The organism is Curtobacterium sp. VKM Ac-1395 (assembly GCF_015350975.1).
Lineage (GTDB): Bacteria > Actinomycetota > Actinomycetes > Actinomycetales > Microbacteriaceae > Curtobacterium.
This window is the reverse complement of record NZ_JADKRX010000008.1, coordinates 23,904-40,554: the sequence shown is the minus strand read 5'-3', so window position 1 is coordinate 40,554 and position 16,651 is coordinate 23,904. Positions and strand designations below refer to the sequence as shown.

Genomic DNA, 16,651 nt, shown 5'->3' with positions numbered 1-16,651 from the left:
TCCATCCGGAACCCGACGCTGCGTCCGGTGTCTCGACCACTTCACGCGCCCACGAAGGGGACCCATGGACCAGCCGGATCCGTTCGGATTCATCGGACTCACGTACGACGACGTCATGCTCCTGCCCGGGCACACCGACGTCATCCCGAGCGAGGCGTCGACCGCGTCCCGGCTCACCAAGCGGATCTCCGTCAGCGTCCCGCTGCTCTCGGCGGCGATGGACACCGTCACCGAGTCCCGCATGGCGATCGCCATGGCGCGACAGGGTGGCATCGGCATCCTGCACCGCAACCTCTCCATCGAGGACCAGGCCGCCTACGTCGACAAGGTGAAGCGGTCCGAGTCGGGCATGATCACCAACCCGGTGACCACGACCCCGGACGCCACCGTGGCCGAGGTCGACGCGCTCTGCGGCCAGTTCCGCGTCTCCGGCCTCCCCGTGGTCGAGGCCGACGGCACCCTCGTCGGCATCATCACCAACCGCGACATGCGCTTCGTCGCACCGTTCGAGCAGCAGACCACGCTCGTCCGCGACGTCATGACGAAGGCCCCGCTGATCACCGCGCTCGAAGGCATCGACCCCGAGTCGGCGATCGCGATCTTCGCGCAGCACAAGATCGAGAAGCTCCCGCTCGTCGACGCGGACGGCAAGCTCCGCGGGCTCATCACCGTCAAGGACTTCGACAAGAGCGAGCAGTACCCGGACGCCACCAAGGACGACGAGGGCCGGCTGCGCGTCGGCGCGGCGATCGGGTTCTTCGGCGACGCCTGGCAGCGTGCCGAGGCGCTCCGTGACGCCGGCGTCGACGTGCTCGTGGTCGACACCGCGAACGGCGAGAGCGAAGGCGTGCTCGACATGGTCCGCCGCCTCAAGGCCGACCGGTCCTTCGACGCCATCGACGTGATCGGCGGCAACGTCGCGACCCGTGCCGGTGCCCAGGCGCTCATCGACGCCGGTGTGGACGCCGTCAAGGTCGGCGTCGGCCCCGGCTCCATCTGCACCACCCGTGTCGTCGCCGGCGTCGGCGTCCCGCAGGTGACCGCGGTGTACGAGGCCTCCCTCGCCGCACGAGAGGCCGGCGTCCCGATCATCGCCGACGGCGGGCTGCAGTACTCGGGCGACATCGCCAAGGCCCTGGTCGCCGGTGCCGACACCGTGATGCTCGGCTCCCTGCTCGCGGGCACGGACGAGTCCCCCGGGGACCTGGTCTTCGTCAACGGCAAGCAGTTCAAGGCGTACCGCGGGATGGGCTCCCTCGGCGCACTGCAGACGCGTGGCAAGAAGACCTCGTACTCGAAGGACCGCTACTTCCAGGCGGACGTCCCGAACGACGACAAGCTCATCCCCGAGGGCATCGAGGGGCAGGTCCCTTATCGCGGCTCGGTCGGCAACGTCGTGTACCAGCTCACCGGCGGGCTCCGGCAGTCGATGTTCTACGTCGGCGGCCGCACGATCCCCGAACTCAAGGCCCGTGGCAAGTTCGTCCGCATCACCGCGGCCGGGCTCAAGGAGTCGCACCCGCACGACGTGCAGATGGTCGTCGAGGCCCCGAACTACAGCCGCTGACGCACCACCCGCACGCCTGACGCCCCCTGGTCAGCGAGACACCGCCGGATCCGGCACCGTCTCGCCGACCAGGGGGCGTCTCGCCGTCCACGCGAGGAGACCGACGCCCCGCTGAGACCGATACCCCGAGGAGACCGACGCCCCGCGGAGACCGACGTCCCGAGGGCTCAGGCGGAGCGCCAGTCGTCCGAGGTGATGTGCGATCCTCCGTGCGGCCCCATCTGCAGCATGCCGCCGTCCACGGGCAGCGACACCCCCGTGATGTACGACGACGCTGGCGAGGCGAGGAACGCCACCGCCGCCGCGATCTCCCAGGCGTTCCCCGGCCGGCCGAGCGGCACCCCGGGGCGGGAGATCGTCTGCGGGTCCTCGTCCTCGGCGCCGGTCATCCGCGTCGCGATCTCGCCGGGTGCGACCGCGTTCGACGTGATCCCGTACTGGGCGAGTTCGATCGCGATGGTCTTCAGCAGGCCGCCGAGTCCGTGCTTCGCGGCGTCGTACGCGCTCGACCCGTACCGCGGCTGGTGCTCGTGGACGCTCGTGATGCCGATGATGCGCCCACCCGTGCCCTGCTCGACCATCCGACGAGCGGCGGCCTGGATCGTGACGAACGCCCCGTCCAGGTCGGTGGACACCGTGTGCCGCCACTGGTCGAGCGTCATCTCGAGGAACGGCGCGTTGTCGCCGGTACCGGCGTCGGCGACAATCACGTCGACACCGCCGAGCTGCTCGACGAGGCGGTCGATCACGGCTCCGGCACTGGCGAGGTCGCTGACGTTGATCTGCTCGACGAAGGCCTGGCGTCCGGCGGCGCGGACCTCCTCGGCGGTCTCGTTCGCACGGTCGGGCTCGGACAGATAGGTGATGCCGACGTCCATCCCCGCTGCGGCGAGCGCGACGGCGGTGGCGCGACCGATGCCGGATTCGGAACCGGTGACGATTGCTCTGGTGGGCTGGTAGTCGCTCATGCCTGCGGAACGTACGCCGAGCCTCCAGGGCGCACTGCCGGACCATCCGCCCGGCGCAAGCAGCTCCGAGACCGGACCATCCGCCCGGCGCAGACCGCGCACTCAGCCCCGCGGCCCGACCCCGAACGTCCGCACAGCCTTCGTCACGGCTTCGTAACGAAACACTTTCCGTACCACCCCGTCACACGGGCGAAACACGCAGACCCTACTTTTGCTCGCATCCCCACGTGGAGGTGCCGCACTCGACCCGATGCGGCAACGGCCTCCGCGCACAGAAAGGGTTCCACGGATGATCAGAACCACCCGCGTCACCACGGCGCTGGCACTGGCGGGAGCGGCTGCGGTCCTGCTCGCGGCGTGCTCCACCTCCGGCAGCACCAGCCCGTCCTCGTCGGCCTCGGCCGCCAAGAAGGACCCGGCCTCGAGCTGCAAGGCGCCGTCGTCGCCCGGCACCGACGCGCTGAAGATCGGCACGATCCTGCCCCTCACCGGATCGCTGGCCTACCTCAACCCGCCCGCCGAGTCCGGTGTCGGCCTGGCCGTCGAGGACATCAACTCCGCTGGTGGGGTGCTCGACAAGGACGTCGCCATCTCGCCGCAGACCGACTCCGGTGACAGCACCGACATGACCGTGTCGAGCTCCGCGGCGACGAAGCTCGTCAACGCGAAGGTCCCGGTCGCGATCGGCGCCGAGTCCTCGTCCGTGACGCTCAACGTCATCGACCAGCTCACCAGCAACTGCATCGTCGAGATCTCGCCCGCGAACACCGCGTCCGACCTCTCGGGCTACTCGTCGTACTACTACCGGACCGCTCCGCCGGACTCGGTGCAGGGTTCGGCGCTCGGCCAGCTCGTCACCGGTGACGGCAACGCCAAGGTCGCGTTCCTCGTCTTCAACGACACGTACGGCACCGGCCTGCGCAACTCCGTGCAGGCGGCCGTCGAGGCCTCCGGCGGCCAGGTCGTCTACGGCGGCAAGGGCAAGGGCCAGGAGTTCCCGCCCGGACAGACCACGTTCTCGTCCGAGGTGACGGCCGCGCTCGCGACCAAGCCTGACGCGATCGTCGTGCTGGCGTTCGACGAGACCAAGTCGATCATCCCCGAACTCAAGTCGCAGAACGCCGACATGGCGAAGATCTACATGTCGGACGGCAACACGGCTGACTACTCGAAGGACTTCGACCCGGGCACGCTCGAGGGTGCCCAGGGCACCATCCCCGGCGCCTCGCCGAAGGACGACCTGAAGCAGCGCCTCGCCGAGTTCTACAAGAAGTCCTCCGGCAAGGAGCTGGCCGACTACTCGTACGCGGCGGAGTCCTACGACGCCACCACCCTCGCCGCCCTAGCAGCGGTGAAGGGCAAGGGCACCGACTCCGGGACCATCCAGGCCAACATGGACAAGGTCTCCGGCGTCGACGGCGGCACCGAGTGCGCCACGTTCAAGGACTGCAAGACGCTCCTCGACGGCGGCAAGGACATCCACTACACGGGTCCGTCCGGCATCGGTCCGTTCGATGCGAACAACGACCCGTCCACCGCCTACATCGGCATCTACAAGTTCGACGGCGACAACAAGCCGGTCTACCAGAGCGCCATCCAGGGCGCCGTCAAGAAGTAGCACCGCACCACCACTGAACGGCCCCGGGAGCTCGGCTCCCGGGGCCGTTCCGCGTCCGGTGAGGGCGGACGGGAGGCTCGGCTGGCGTCCGGTGAGGGCGGACGGGAGGCTCGGCTGGCGTCCGTCAGGCCGCTGGACGCGGCAGCACGGTGCGGCGGGCGCGGTGCGCAGCCATCAGGGAGTCGGTGGTCAGGATCAGCAGGGCGACCCAGACGATCCCGAAGCCGATCCAGCGCGAGGCCGACATCGCCTCGTGCTGGACCACGACGCCGACGACGAGCTGCAGCACGGGCGTGAGGTACTGCGTCAGCCCGAGCGTCGAGAGGGACAGCCGACGGGCGGAGGACGCGAACAGGAGCAGCGGCACCGCGGTCGCCGGGCCGGCGCCGAGCATCAGGAGCACGTGCACCCAGCCCTCGGACCCGAACGTGATCCCGCCCGCGACGCCCGTCGCCCCGAGCACGACGAGGGCGACGACCGCGAGCGGCGTCAGCCACATCGTCTCGATCGTCAGCCCGCTGAGGGCGTCGACCGTCCCGCCGACGCGCTTCTTCACCAGGCCGTAGAGCCCGAAGGAGAACGCCAGCGCGAGCGAGATCCACGGCATCTGGCCGTACCCGACGGCGATCACCACGACGGCCACGACGCTGAGCCCGACCGCTGCCCACTGCACCGGGCGCAGCCGCTCGTGGAGCAGGACCACGCCGAGTGCGATCGTCACCAGCGGGTTGATGAAGTACCCGAGCGCGGCCTCGACCGTGTGACCCGTCGTCGTCGCGAGGACGTACACGGTCCAGTTCACGAGGATGAGCACGGCGGCGATCGCCATCACGCCCATCACCCGGCGCTGGGCGACGAGGGACCGGGTCCGGAGCCACGACCGGGTGAGCGCGATGCCGACCAGGCAGAAGAGCAGACCGACGACGATGCGCCAGGCCACGATCTCGAACGCGCTGGCGGGCGCCATCGCCACGAAGAGCAGCGGCATCAGCCCCCAGAGCCCGTACGCGATGACCGCCTGCAGGACCCCGACCGACGCCTCGCTCCGCACCACGCGCTCTGTCACGCACCAATGCTACGGACGCACGTCGACGCGGCGGACGCAGGGGGAGCCTCCAGGCCGGCCCGGACCGTCCCCGGAACGCACGAACGCCCCGTCAGCGCAGGGCTGACGGGGCGTTCGAGGAGTGGAGCTGTCTCAGTGCTCGATGACCGCGAGGACGTCGCGGGCGGAGAGGACCAGCAGGTCCTCGCCCGAGTACTTGACCTCGGTTCCGCCGTACTTCGAGTAGATGACCTTGTCGCCGACGGCGACGTCGAGGGGGACGCGGTTGCCGTTGTCGTCGATGCGACCCGGACCCACGGCCACGACCTCGCCCTCCTGCGGCTTCTCCTTCGCGGTGTCCGGGATGACGAGACCGGATGCAGTGGTCTGCTCCGCCTCGACCTGACGGATGACGATGCGATCTTCGAGCGGCTTGATGGTGACGGCCACGGTGACCTCTTCTTTCTCGGTACTGACTGGTACAGATGAAAACCGGTTGGCACTACGCGCACGAGAGTGCCAGGTCCAACTGTAGGGGGCGGCTGGCACTCGGTCAATCCGAGTGCCAGGTCTCCTGGTGATGACAGGATCGTCTCATGGACGCTGCCGAACTCGCTCAGCTGCTGACCCCGGACGGCATGGCGCTGCTCGACCGCACCCCGGCGGTCTCCGACGGCGGTGAGATCGTCCGCGTGGTGTCCCGGCTGCGTGCCGAGGGCCACGACCCCGGACTCGTCGCAGCGGTGCTGACGCAGGCGAAGCTCCGCCAGAAGGCGCGGGGCAAGTTCGGCGACTTCGCGAGCCGGATGCTCTTCACCGAGGCGGGGCTCGAACAGGCCACCCGACTGTCCGTCGCCGCACAGCACGCCGGACGGTTCGCCGCCGCCGGCCTGCGCCGGGTCGCGGACCTGGGGTGCGGCATCGGTGGGGACGCGATGGCGATGGCGGCGCTCGACCTGGACGTCACGGCGGTCGACCGCGACGAGGTCACGGCAGCGGTGGCGACGCACAACCTCGCGCTCTGGCCGGACGCCCGCGTCGAGCTCGGGGACGCGGCCGCCTTCGACCTGACCCGCGTCGACGGCGTGTGGATGGACCCCGCACGGCGCACCACCGGGCACACGAACACCCGTCGTCTGGCGGACCCGGACGACTGGTCACCGTCGCTCGACACCGTGTTCGCCGCCGCGACGACCACCCCGACGGGCGTGAAGCTCGGACCGGGCATCGACCGCGACCTGATCCCCGACACCGCCGAGGCGCAGTGGACGTCCGTCGACCGGGAGGTCGTCGAGCTCGCCCTGTGGTTCGGCCCGCTCGCACGACCAGGCATCCGACGCGCGGCGACCGTCATCGGCGCGCACGGCATCGCGGAGCTGACCGCCGACGGCGACACCGAGGACGTCGACACGGGGCCGCTCGGCGAGTACCTCTACGAGCCCGACGGCGCCGTGATCCGCGCCCGGTTGATCGGCGACCTCGCACGGCAGCTCGACGGGCGGATGCTCTCCGAGGGCATCGCCTACGTCAGCGCCGACCGTGCCGTGCCGACGCCGTTCGCGCAGGGGTTCCGCGTGCTCGACACGATGCCGCTCGACGTGAAGAAGCTCGCCGCACGCCTGGCCGCCGACGGCGTGGGCACCGTCGAGATCAAGAAGCGGGGCGTCGACGTCGACCCGGCCGAGTTCCGGAAGCGCCTCCGGTTGCGCGGGGGCACGGGCCGGGTGACGCTCGTGCTCACCCGGCTCGAGGGGCGGCACACGGCGGTGCTCTGCGAGCGGCTCTGACGCAGGGGCGTCCGGGCCGTCAGCGGCGCAGCGCCGTCAGTGTCGTCAGCGTCGTCAGCGGATGAAGGCGCCGGAGTCGTAGCTGCCGTAGTCGGTGTAGCCGCCGCCAGCGTGGGCGCCGAGCAGCACGATGAACACGATCCACAGGATGGTGAAGAGCGCGGCCGCCCAGCCGGTGATGATGCCGGTGAGTGCGAGACCGCGGCCGTTCTCGCCGGTCTGCTTGATCTTGCGGAGGGCGATGTGCCCCATGACCGCGCCGGCGATGCCCGTGGCGAAACCCACGAAGATGAAGACGAACAACAGCGAGCCGATGCCGAAGACGATCGACAGGATCGCGAGCACGTTCGTCTTCGCCCGCTGCCCGTAGGACTGGTAGCCGGTTGCGGCGTAGGCCCCGGGCTGCGCGTAGGAGTTCGAGGCTGCGTACGGGTTCGACGCGGCGTAGGGGTTCTGCGGAGCGCCGTACTGGGGCTGCTGGCCGTACTGGCCCTGGCCCTGGCCCTGGCCCTGGCCCTGGCCGTACTGCTGCTGGCCCTGGCCGGACTGGCCCGGCTGCTGGCCGTACTGCTGCTGCCCGTACTGCTGCTGCGGCTGCTGGCCGTACTGGCCCTGGCCGTACTGCCCCTGACCGCCCTGCCCCTGACCGCTCTGCCCGTACTGCCCGGGCTGCTGGTACGGGTTCGCCTGGGGCTGACCCGGCTGCTGGTACGGGTTCTGCTGCTGCGGGGCGTCCTGCCCGTACCCACCGGGCTCGGCCGCGGATCCGGGTGCTGGTGCCGACGCGTCCGGCTGCTGTCCGTCCGGCCGCTGCTCGCCCGGCTTCGGCCACTGGTTCTGATCGGACACGATGCACCCCTCCCGACGACCCGTGCGGCCGTCGCCTGCAAGCCTGCCACAGGCGCGGACCCGCCGACCCAGCCCTGTTCGGGGCGGCACGGGGGCGGACCAGCAGCTGCGGCCGGCGCTCAGACCTGGACGGTCGTCACCGGCAGCGTGGAGTCCGCGGCGATGTCGAGGTCGCTCGGCGCGTGCCCCTCGGCGACCAGCCGCGCCCCGACGGCCGCGATCATCGCACCGTTGTCGGTGCAGAGGTCGAGCGGGGGGATGCGGAGCGCGACGCCGGCCTCAGCGCAGCGGGCCTCGGCCACGGCGCGCAGGCGGGCGTTCGCCACGACGCCGCCGCCGAGCAGGAGCCGGTCCACCCCGGTGTCCCGGCAGGCGTTGAGCGCCTTGGTCAGCAGCACGTCGACGACGGCCTCGCGGAAACTGGCGGCGACGTCGGCGACGGGGACCTCGCGCCCGTCGTCGCGGCAGCGCTCCACCCAGCGCGCGACGGCGGTCTTCAGCCCGGAGAACGAGAAGTCGTACCGGTGCGCGGCCATGTCCTTCGGCAGGGTCAGCCCACGGGGGAACCGGATGGCGGTCGGGTCACCGTCGGCAGCGGCGCGGTCGATCTGCGGCCCGCCCGGGTACGGCAGCCCCAGGAGTCGTGCGACCTTGTCGAACGCCTCGCCCGCGGCGTCGTCGATGGTCTCGCCGAGGAGCTCGACGTCGCCGACCAGGTCCCGCACGAGGAGCAACGAGGTGTGCCCGCCGGACACCAGCAGCGCCACGGTCGGGAGCTCGATCGCACTGCCGTCCGCACGCAGGACGTCCGCCCCGACGTGGCCCACCAGGTGGTTCACGCCGTAGAGCGGCTTGCCGGTGGCCACGGCGAGCGCCTTCGCGGCCCCGACCCCGACCATGAGGGCACCGGCGAGCCCCGGCCCCGCGGTGACCGCGACGGCGTCGAGTTCGTCGAGCGTGACGCCTGCCTCGGCGAGCGCCTGGGTGAGCGTGGGCGTCATCGCCTCGAGGTGGGCGCGTGCGGCGACCTCGGGCACGACGCCGCCGTAGCGCGCGTGCTCGTCCATGCTCGACGCGATGACGTTCGCGAGCAGGGTGGTCCCGCGGACGATGCCGACGCCCGTCTCGTCGCACGAGGTCTCGATGCCGAGCACGAGCGGTTCACGCATCGAAGGTCTCCTGTCCGATCGGGCCGGGCCCGGTCCGCGGTGGTGCGGCCGACACCGGCGGCAGCTCCGCCCGCATCACCCACGCGTCGACCCCGTCCGGCTGGTAGTAGCGGGGTCGGACGGCGATCTGCTCGAACCCGAACCCGGTGTACATGGTCTGGGCGACGGGGTTGTCCGCGCGGACCTCGAGGAAGACCTCGTGCACGCCACGACGCCGGGCCTCGTCGAGGAGCTCGGTGAACAGCGTCCGCCCGATGCCCTGCCCGCGGTGCTCTGCCGACACCGCGATGGTCTGCACGTCGGCCACCGGGTTGCCGGGCAACGAGGACAGCCCCGCGTACCCGACGACCGTCGATGCGCCCTCCCCGGTGGTCTCGACGACGACGTAGTACCCGTGCGGGGAGTACAGCTCCCCGGACATCTGCGATGCCGACCAGGCGTCGGTCGGGAACGAGGCGTGCTCGAGCCACATCACGTCGTCGAGGTCCTGCGGGTGGGCGCGCCGCAGGCGCAGCCCGTCGGGCAGCGTCACCGTGCGACCCGCTTCGGAGCGCCGGGCACGGTCACGTCGGGCTCGCGGATGTAGAGGGGGGCGTCCTCGGCGAAGGATGCGCCGGAGGCGAGCCGGTCCGCGGCGAGCACCCCGAGCCTCCCGGCTGGGACGGTGGCTGCGGTGACCCGCCGGAACGCCCCGGAGGCTCCCAGCACGTCGTCCAGGTCCGCCGGCTTGGCGAGTCCGGGCCCCGCGGTGCGCGTGCCGGCCTGGTCGTGGACGCTCCAGTGGACCTCGCGTCGGCGGGCGTCCGTCAGGACGACGAAGGGGCCGGCGTCGGCGGGGTCGGTCGCGGCGACGTCCGCCGCGACCGCGTCGTGGCTGACGAGCGGCAGGAGCGGGACGGCTCGCGCGGCCGCGAAGGTCCGGGCGGCAGCGATCCCGACGCGGAGGCCGGTGAAGGGTCCTGGACCCATGCCGGCGACGACGCCGGTGACGTCGGCGGGGGTGATGCCGGCGGACGTGAGGACCTCGGCGAGGAAGGGGCCGATGACCTCGGCGTGCCGGCGGGTGTCCTCCGTCGAGCGCTCGGCGAGGACCTGGCGGGTCGCAGGGTCGACAACGGCGACGGAGGTCCCGGCGGAGGTGTCGATCGCGAGCAGCACCCGTCCATCGTAGGCGGCTCGGGAGCCTCGCCGGGGTCTAGGCCGCAGGCTGTGGACGGAGCGTCCCGGGTCCCACGGGCAGGACGCCGACACGGTACTCGTACCTCTGGTCAGCGGGGGCGACGGTGATGTGCGCGGCTCCGAACCGCCACGCGCGGTTGTAGCAGTAGACGCCGATCTCGGTGTCGCCGTCCGGCACCGCCCAGGTGCCGACGCCCCACTGGGCGGGCTGGCCGACGCCGTTGATCGTGACGGTCGGACGGGCGAACCACGTCAGCAGCGGGCGGGTGATCCGGAGTTCGACACGGCGTCGTGTCGTCCCCGAGGGCAGTGTCGAGTCCACCGCCGAAGCATACGGGCCACGCCTCCTCCTTCCGGACGATGTCCGAGACCTCGTCCTTCCTCCGGTCGTCCCAGACGACTGCTGTTCCTAGCGTCGTGGTGTGACCGATCGACGGTTGCGGATCGACACGGAGGACATCATGACCACCATCACCCCGACCAGGGCGACGACCGACACGGGAGGTGCCCCGAACCTCATCCGGCGCCACCCGCTCGTCGCGTTCGCGGTCCTCGCGTGCGGCCTGAGCTGGCTCGCCTGGCTGCCGTACATCCTGTCCCCGCACGGGCTCGGCGTGTGGGACGTCCACGTGCCGGAGATGCTCGGCTCGGCACAGCTCGCCGGGGTCCTGCCGGGTGCGCTCCTCGGCCCGCTCGGTGCCGCGTTCCTGGTCACCGCGGTCACCGACGGCCGTGCCGGTCTCCGCACCTGGGTCGGACGGCTCTGGAAGTGGCGGGTCGCGTGGCAGTGGTACGTGCTCGCGCTCGTCGCGGTGCCGCTCGTGGTGGTGGCCGCCGGTGCGATCGCGTCCGGCGGGGTCGTCAACCCACCGTCGCTGCTGGCGCTCGCCACGATCGTCCCGGCGCTCGCGCTGCAGATGGTGACGACCGGGCTGTCCGAGGAGCCGGGCTGGCGCGACTTCGCGCTCCCCCGTCTCCAGCGTCGCTTCGGCCCGCTCGGTGCCGCCGCCGTCCTCGGCCCGCTCTGGGCGCTCTGGCACATGCCGCTCTTCTTCAGCGACTGGGGCGGGTGGCCCGACGCGCACTGGACCGCGCCGCTGGTCTTCGCCGGCTTCACGATCACCTTCAACGTCGTGATGGCGTGGGTGTTCAACCGCACGGGTCAGAGCCTGCCGCTGTCGATGCTCCTGCACGTCGGCGTGAACAACACCGTCTCCGTGCTCTGGACCGACATGTACCCGGGAATCGACGGTGACCGCGGCGTGCTCGTGCTCTTCATCGGGGCCACGGTCGCTGCCCTGGCGATCATCATCGGCACCCGCGGACGACTCGGCTACACCGGCGACCACGACGAGCCCGTCGTGCACGGCTCCGACCAGCGCTTCGTAGACTCGGCTCATGGCCACCGCTGACGCCCGGACGAGCGCCGACGTGTCCATCCGTCGCCGTGACGTCGTCGTCGCCGCCGTCACCGCCCTGGTCTCGATCGGGCTGCTGCTCTCGCTCCCCGCGATCGACGCCGCCGACCCCGACGGCTCCTCACTCGGCTTCCCCCTCGGCAAGGACGTGGGTTCCGGCGGCTGGTGGCTGCTGCTGGTCGTGCTCCTCGTGCAGTCCGCCGCGCTCCTGCCGGTCCGTCGCCTGCCGGGGTCCGTCCTCGTCGCCACGGCGGCACTCGCCGTCGTCCCCGCGGCGGTCGCTGGTGCCCTCTACGGCATGAGCGCCCTCCCCGTCGGCGTCGCCGTCGTCCTGCTCGTGCTGACCATCCCGCCTCTCCGGCGCTGGCCGGCCCTGGTGGCCGCGGCAGCGCTGGTGGCGACCGGTGTGACGATCAACATGCTCGTCGCGTTCGGCGCGCCGCTGGCCGCCGCGGTCGGCCAAGGGCTCCTGCAGGCGGTCGGCGTCGTCGCCCTCCCCCTGCTCGCCGCCCTCGTCGTGCGGTCCCGCCGCGAGGTCGGGGTCGCTCGCCGCGACGAACAGCGCGCCCTGGTCGGCGAACGCGAGGCCATGGTCGACGCCACCCTCGCCCGCGAACGAGCAGCGATGGCCCGTGAGCTCCACGACATCGCCGCGCACCACCTGTCCGGCATCGCCCTGATGGCCGGCGTCGTCGACCGACAGATCGACACCGACCCGGAGCAGGCCCACGCCGGCGTCCGCCAGGTGCGCGACCAGAGCAGCGCGGTGCTCGACGACCTCCGCCGACTCGTCGGACTGCTCCGTGACGAGTCCGCAGCCGCCGAACGCTCCGTCGAGACGTTCGTCACGCTGCCCGAACTGGTCGCGCGGACACCGGGTGACGTCCGCTTCTCGGTCCTCCGCCCGCTGGGCTCCGACGACGACGGACCGTTCGGTGCCGGGATCGGCCCGCTCGCGCAGCTGGCCGCGTACCGCACCGTCCAGGAGGCCCTGGCCAACGCCGCCATGCATGCTCCGGGTACCGCGTGCTCCGTCCAGGTCGACGACCGGTCAGCAGAGCAGGTCACGGTCGCCGTCCACAACGACCCACCGTCGGCGGCTCCGGTCGCGGGGTCCTCGGCGGGCGGCTTCGGGTTGCTCGGCATGCGCGAGCGTGCGGAACTCGTGGGAGCCACCGTGAGTGCCGGACCCGCTGCGGACGGCGGCTGGGACGTCCGCCTGGTGCTCCCGCGCGAGGGGTCCTCCCGGTGATCCGCGTGCTCGTCGCCGACGACCAGGCCCTCGTCCGTGCCGGCATCTCCGCGCTGCTCAGCGCCGAGGAGGACATCGAGGTCGTCGGTGTCGCGTCGGACGGCATCGAGGCGCTGGCCCTGGCGAGGAGCACGCGCCCGGACGTGGCGTGCCTGGACATCCGGATGCCCGGCCTGGACGGCATCGAGGTCGCACGCGCGCTGTGCGGCCCCGATGCCGACCCCGCCGTACCCGCGCTGATGCTCACCACGTTCGACCTCGACGACTACGTCTTCGGTGCCCTCGAAGCGGGCGCGTCCGGGTTCCTGCTCAAGGACGCCGACCCGGACACGATCATCGGCGCCGTCCGCCAGGTCGCCGCAGGCAACGGCACGCTCGACCACCAGCTGACCAAGCGCGTGCTCCGCGAGTTCGTCGAGCGCCGGCAGCTGCAGCCGGTGACCGGGGCACGGGCGGACGACCTGCTCACCGCCCGCGAGCACGACGTGCTGCTGCTGCTGGCACAGGGGCTGTCGAACGAGGACATCGCGACCGAGCTCGTCGTCGAGCTGTCCACGGTGAAGTCCCACGTCGCGCGGATCCTGCCGAAGCTCGGCGTCCGGTCGCGCCTGCAGGCCGTGGTCTGGGCCTACCAGAACCGCGTCGTCCTGCCGCCTGAGGCCTAGAGGGTGACGCCGTCCCACCGGGGGCCGGTCGCGGTCACGACGACACGGCGCGGCTCGTCGGGGACGTCGTCCGGGTCGAGGTCGTCCGCGAGGACATCGACGTCGGCCCCGGTCGCGCGGGTGATCTCGACGTCGAGCACGGCGTCGCTGATCCCGTCCACCATCCCACGGCCCCACTCCACCACGACGATCGCACCGTCCCAGTCGAGGTCGAGGTCGTCGAGCTCCACCGGGTCACTCAGCCGGTAGGCGTCGACGTGCACCAGGTCCGGCCCGGCCGTCGTGGGGTGGGTCCTGGCGAGCACGAACGTCGGGCTCGACACCTGGCCCCGGGCACCGAGCGCGGCGCCGAGGCCCCGCGTCAACGTGGTCTTGCCGGCACCGAGCGGCCCCGTCAACACGACGAGGTCCCCGGCGCGCAGCAAGGCCGCCAACCGTGCCCCGAGTGCACCCATCTCCGCCGTGCTCAGGACGCTGGTGTCCAGGAGCGTCCTCACGCGTGCTCTCCGCGCAGGTACTCGCCGACGCGGCCCTCGACCGAGTGGCCGGAGTAGACGCGGGGCACCCGGGCGCCGATCCGGCAGACGATCTCCTCGCCGATGGTGTCGAGCGCGGCGCCCCACTCCAGCACGGTCATCTCGTCGCGCTCCCCCGTGCCGAACAGCACGACGGTGTCACCGACCTGCACGTCGTCGTCGCCGACGTCCACCAGGAACTGGTCCATCGCGACCCGACCGGCGACCGGGTACCGCTTGCCGTTGATCGCGACCTCGACGCGTCCCTGCGCCGAGCGCGGCACCCCGTCCGCGTAGCCGAACGGCACGAGCGCGAGGGTCGTCTCGTCGTCCGTGCGGTAGGTGTAGTCGTACGAGACGCCGGTGCCGACGGGGACACGCTTCGTCTTCGCGACCGAGGCCGTCACCGTCATCACGGGTTCGAGCCCGAGGTCCGCCGCGGAGACGCCGTCGGCGCCGGGGATGCCGTAGAGGTTCGCCCCCATCCGGACCATGTCCTTGCGGAACTCCTTGCGTTCGAGCCCGGCGAGCGACGCGGCGACGTGCTCCATCGGGACGTCGACGCCGAGGTCCTCGGCACGCTCGATCGCGGCCTCGAACAGGGACACCGACGCAGCGTCGTCGTCGTCCGACGACTCCGCCAGGTGCGTGTACGCGGCGACGACCTCGATGCGACCGGCGCGCTGGGCGTCCCTGGCCGCCTCGACCAGCGCGGGCCAGTCGTCGATCGAGGACCCGTCGCGGTGCAGCCCCGTGTCGACGCCGAGGTGCACACGCGCTGGACGCTGGTCGACGGCCTCCACGATCCGCTGCAGTTCGGCGAGGTTCGAGACGCCGAGGTCCACCGCGGAGTCGATCGCGTCGCGGAAGTCCAGCGCCGGGTCGTGCTGCCACGTGAACAGGTGCACGTCCTCGCCGACGCCGATCGCCCGGAGCCGCAGCGCCGCTGGGACCGTCAGCACGCCGATCCACCGGATGCCGGCGTCGACCGCGGCGAGCGCGATCGGTTCGAGGCCGTGCCCGTACGCGTCGGCCTTCATGATCGCCATCACCTCGACCGGGTGCATCCACCCGCGGACCCGCTCGAGGTTGGCGCGGTAGGCGTCGAGGTCGATCTCGGCCTGACGCAGGGGCGCGCTCACGTCGTCCTCCGTTCGATGCTCCGGCCGAGCCGGGCCACCACCTCGTAGTTGATCGTGCCGACGGCCGACGCCCAGTCCTCGACGGCGGGGTCGCCGTTCGCCGGGTCGCCCCAGAGCACGACCTCGTCCCCGACGGCGACGTCCGCGTCCCCGATGGCAATGTGCATCGCGTTCATGGCCACCCGTCCGACGACCGGGAACAACCGGTCACCGATCCGTACGGAGACGTGGTTGCCGAACCCGCGGTCGAAGCCGTCCGCGTACCCCAGGCCGATGACCGCCAGTCGCGTGTCCGTCTCGGCACGCCAGGTGTAGCCGTAGCTCACGCCGTCGCCGGCCGGCACGACCACGGTGCGGAGCACCGACGCGGTCAGGCGCATCGCGGGGCGCAGCCCGAGGTCGGCCGACGTCCGGTCGGGGAAGGGGCTGAGTCCGTAGAGCGCGATGCCGACGCGGGCCAGGTCGCGGCGGGTCTCCGGCAGCGCGAGGCTCGCGGCACTCGCGGCCAGGTGCACCATGTCGGGCACGATCCCCCGCACGCGGAGCCCGTCGAGTGCCCGTTGCAGGGAGGCGTCCTGGTCGAGGTCGTCGGTGCGCGAGGCGTTCGACAGGTGCGACATCACGCCCTCGATCCGGGTGCGGGCACCACCGCGGGCAAGCGAGGCCGCGCGGTCGAAGAGCTCCGGCCACTCGGACTCGACGGCACCGTTCCGGCTGAGCCCGGTGTCGACACAGATGTGCACGGCGGCCACCTCGGCGTCGGCGGCGCTGGAGAGCTGCTCGACGCTGGACACCGCCGGGGTGATGCCGTGCTGGGCCGCGCGACGGAAGTCCTCGTCGGGGGCGTGCAGCCACGCGAGGATCCGGACGCCCTCGTCGATGCCCGCCTGCCGCAGCGCGATGCCCTCGTCGATGTCCGCCACCCCGAGCCACTCCGCGCCCGCGTCCACGAAGGCCTGCGCGGCGTCAGCCGCGCCATGGCCGTACCCGTTCGCCTTGACGACCGGGATGACGCCGGACGGTGCCACCTGGTCGGCGACCGTCGCGTAGTTGGCGATGAGAGCCTCCCGGTCGACCGTGATCCCCGTGAACGCACTCAAGCCGGTTCCCCTGTTCCTTCCAGCACCACGAACGCCGTGGCGATGCCCCCATCATGCGAGAGCGACAGGTGCACGGAGAGGACGCCACGCGCGTCTGCGACCTGGCGCGCCTGCCGGTGCAGCGTGAGCGACGGGTTCCGCTGGTCGTCGGAGACGACCTCGAGGTCCTGCCAGCTCAGCCCGGCGCTCGACCCGAAGGCCTTGATCAGTGACTCCTTGGCGGCGAACCGTGCCGCGAGCGACGCGATCGCACGGGGCTCACCGTCACGCACGAGCTCGGACGCCGTGAACAGGCGCGCCCGCATGGCGGGCGTCCTGGTGAGGGTGCGCTCGAACCGCGCCAGGTCGACGACGTCGACCCCGATGCCGATGATCAT

General features: G+C 71.8%; 18 protein-coding genes. 6 read left to right on the top strand and 12 right to left on the bottom strand.

The window, feature by feature from the left end; all coding sequences use genetic code 11:
* Window positions 1-64 precede the first annotated feature (64 nt).
* The gene (gene guaB / locus ITJ68_RS17105; RefSeq protein ID WP_194663082.1) at window positions 65-1,567 is read left to right on the top strand and encodes an IMP dehydrogenase; all 1,503 of its coding nucleotides are present in this window, start codon (window positions 65-67) and stop codon (window positions 1,565-1,567) included.
* 167 nt (window positions 1,568-1,734) lie between these two features.
* Here the strand turns inward: guaB and ITJ68_RS17100 are convergent, their stop codons facing one another.
* Entirely contained in the window at window positions 1,735-2,535 is an 801-nt protein-coding gene (locus tag ITJ68_RS17100; protein WP_194663080.1) for an SDR family oxidoreductase, read from the bottom strand.
* A gap of 289 nt (window positions 2,536-2,824) precedes the next feature.
* Here ITJ68_RS17100 and ITJ68_RS17095 point away from each other — a divergent pair, with 289 nt between their 5' ends.
* Window positions 2,825-4,153 (top strand): ABC transporter substrate-binding protein, encoded by a 1,329-nt coding sequence (locus tag ITJ68_RS17095; protein ID WP_194626324.1) that lies wholly within the window; start codon window positions 2,825-2,827, stop codon window positions 4,151-4,153.
* 124 nt (window positions 4,154-4,277) lie between these two features.
* On the opposite strand, the gene rarD is transcribed toward ITJ68_RS17095, so the two are convergent.
* Window positions 4,278-5,219: an EamA family transporter RarD gene (gene rarD / locus ITJ68_RS17090; RefSeq protein ID WP_194663078.1), complete on the bottom strand. Its 942-nt coding sequence runs from the start codon at window positions 5,217-5,219 to the stop codon at window positions 4,278-4,280.
* Between the two features lie 132 nt (window positions 5,220-5,351).
* Entirely contained in the window at window positions 5,352-5,648 is a 297-nt protein-coding gene (gene groES / locus ITJ68_RS17085; RefSeq protein WP_056121496.1) for a co-chaperone GroES, read from the bottom strand.
* A gap of 146 nt (window positions 5,649-5,794) precedes the next feature.
* On the opposite strand from groES, the gene ITJ68_RS17080 reads away from it, so the two are divergent.
* Window positions 5,795-6,985 (top strand): THUMP-like domain-containing protein, encoded by a 1,191-nt coding sequence (locus ITJ68_RS17080; protein WP_194663070.1) that lies wholly within the window; start codon window positions 5,795-5,797, stop codon window positions 6,983-6,985.
* A 54-nt stretch (window positions 6,986-7,039) separates the two neighbouring features.
* Here the strand turns inward: ITJ68_RS17080 and ITJ68_RS19675 are convergent, their stop codons facing one another.
* From ITJ68_RS19675 to ITJ68_RS17055, 5 genes are all read right to left on the bottom strand, one after another.
* Entirely contained in the window at window positions 7,040-7,834 is a 795-nt protein-coding gene (locus ITJ68_RS19675; RefSeq protein WP_194663068.1) for a DUF4190 domain-containing protein, read from the bottom strand.
* 119 nt (window positions 7,835-7,953) lie between these two features.
* Entirely contained in the window at window positions 7,954-9,003 is a 1,050-nt protein-coding gene (gene tsaD, locus ITJ68_RS17070) for a tRNA (adenosine(37)-N6)-threonylcarbamoyltransferase complex transferase subunit TsaD (RefSeq protein WP_194663067.1), read from the bottom strand.
* A complete protein-coding gene (gene rimI / locus ITJ68_RS17065; RefSeq protein ID WP_194663064.1) occupies window positions 8,996-9,535 on the bottom strand; it encodes a ribosomal protein S18-alanine N-acetyltransferase in 540 nt (179 codons plus the stop codon). Before rimI ends, tsaD begins: the two co-directional genes overlap by 8 nt.
* Complete coding sequence (gene tsaB / locus ITJ68_RS17060) at window positions 9,532-10,161, bottom strand: tRNA (adenosine(37)-N6)-threonylcarbamoyltransferase complex dimerization subunit type 1 TsaB (protein ID WP_194663055.1); 630 nt, start codon at window positions 10,159-10,161, stop codon at window positions 9,532-9,534. Before tsaB ends, rimI begins: the two co-directional genes overlap by 4 nt.
* 37 nt (window positions 10,162-10,198) lie before the next feature.
* Window positions 10,199-10,504 (bottom strand): hypothetical protein, encoded by a 306-nt coding sequence (locus tag ITJ68_RS17055; RefSeq protein ID WP_323743359.1) that lies wholly within the window; start codon window positions 10,502-10,504, stop codon window positions 10,199-10,201.
* Window positions 10,505-10,643: 139 nt separating this feature from the next.
* Here ITJ68_RS17055 and ITJ68_RS17050 point away from each other — a divergent pair, with 139 nt between their 5' ends.
* Genes ITJ68_RS17050 through ITJ68_RS17040 form a run of 3 tightly spaced genes read left to right on the top strand, consistent with a single transcriptional unit; the run spans window position 10,644 to window position 13,517 of the window.
* Window positions 10,644-11,594 carry a CPBP family intramembrane glutamic endopeptidase gene (locus ITJ68_RS17050; protein WP_194663050.1) on the top strand — a complete coding sequence of 317 codons (951 nt, stop codon included), beginning with the start codon at window positions 10,644-10,646 and terminating at the stop codon, window positions 11,592-11,594.
* The gene (locus tag ITJ68_RS17045; RefSeq protein WP_194663049.1) at window positions 11,581-12,852 is read left to right on the top strand and encodes a sensor histidine kinase; all 1,272 of its coding nucleotides are present in this window, start codon (window positions 11,581-11,583) and stop codon (window positions 12,850-12,852) included. Before ITJ68_RS17050 ends, ITJ68_RS17045 begins: the two co-directional genes overlap by 14 nt.
* Window positions 12,849-13,517: a response regulator gene (locus tag ITJ68_RS17040; protein WP_194663046.1), complete on the top strand. Its 669-nt coding sequence runs from the start codon at window positions 12,849-12,851 to the stop codon at window positions 13,515-13,517. The genes ITJ68_RS17045 and ITJ68_RS17040 overlap by 4 nt, the downstream gene beginning before the upstream one ends.
* On the opposite strand, the gene tsaE is transcribed toward ITJ68_RS17040, so the two are convergent.
* The 4 genes from tsaE to ITJ68_RS17020 are packed head-to-tail and all read right to left on the bottom strand — an operon-like array spanning window position 13,514 to window position 16,651.
* A complete protein-coding gene (tsaE, locus tag ITJ68_RS17035; protein ID WP_416354659.1) occupies window positions 13,514-14,014 on the bottom strand; it encodes a tRNA (adenosine(37)-N6)-threonylcarbamoyltransferase complex ATPase subunit type 1 TsaE in 501 nt (166 codons plus the stop codon). The two genes, ITJ68_RS17040 and tsaE, sit on opposite strands and share 4 nt — an antisense overlap.
* Complete coding sequence (gene alr, locus ITJ68_RS17030) at window positions 14,011-15,174, bottom strand: alanine racemase (RefSeq protein WP_194663043.1); 1,164 nt, start codon at window positions 15,172-15,174, stop codon at window positions 14,011-14,013. Before alr (ITJ68_RS17030) ends, tsaE begins: the two co-directional genes overlap by 4 nt.
* Window positions 15,171-16,274, bottom strand: coding sequence for an alanine racemase (gene alr, locus ITJ68_RS17025; protein WP_194663040.1), 1,104 nt, complete (start codon window positions 16,272-16,274; stop codon window positions 15,171-15,173). The genes alr (ITJ68_RS17030) and alr (ITJ68_RS17025) overlap by 4 nt, the downstream gene beginning before the upstream one ends.
* Entirely contained in the window at window positions 16,271-16,651 is a 381-nt protein-coding gene (locus ITJ68_RS17020) for a holo-ACP synthase (protein ID WP_194663038.1), read from the bottom strand. Before ITJ68_RS17020 ends, alr (ITJ68_RS17025) begins: the two co-directional genes overlap by 4 nt.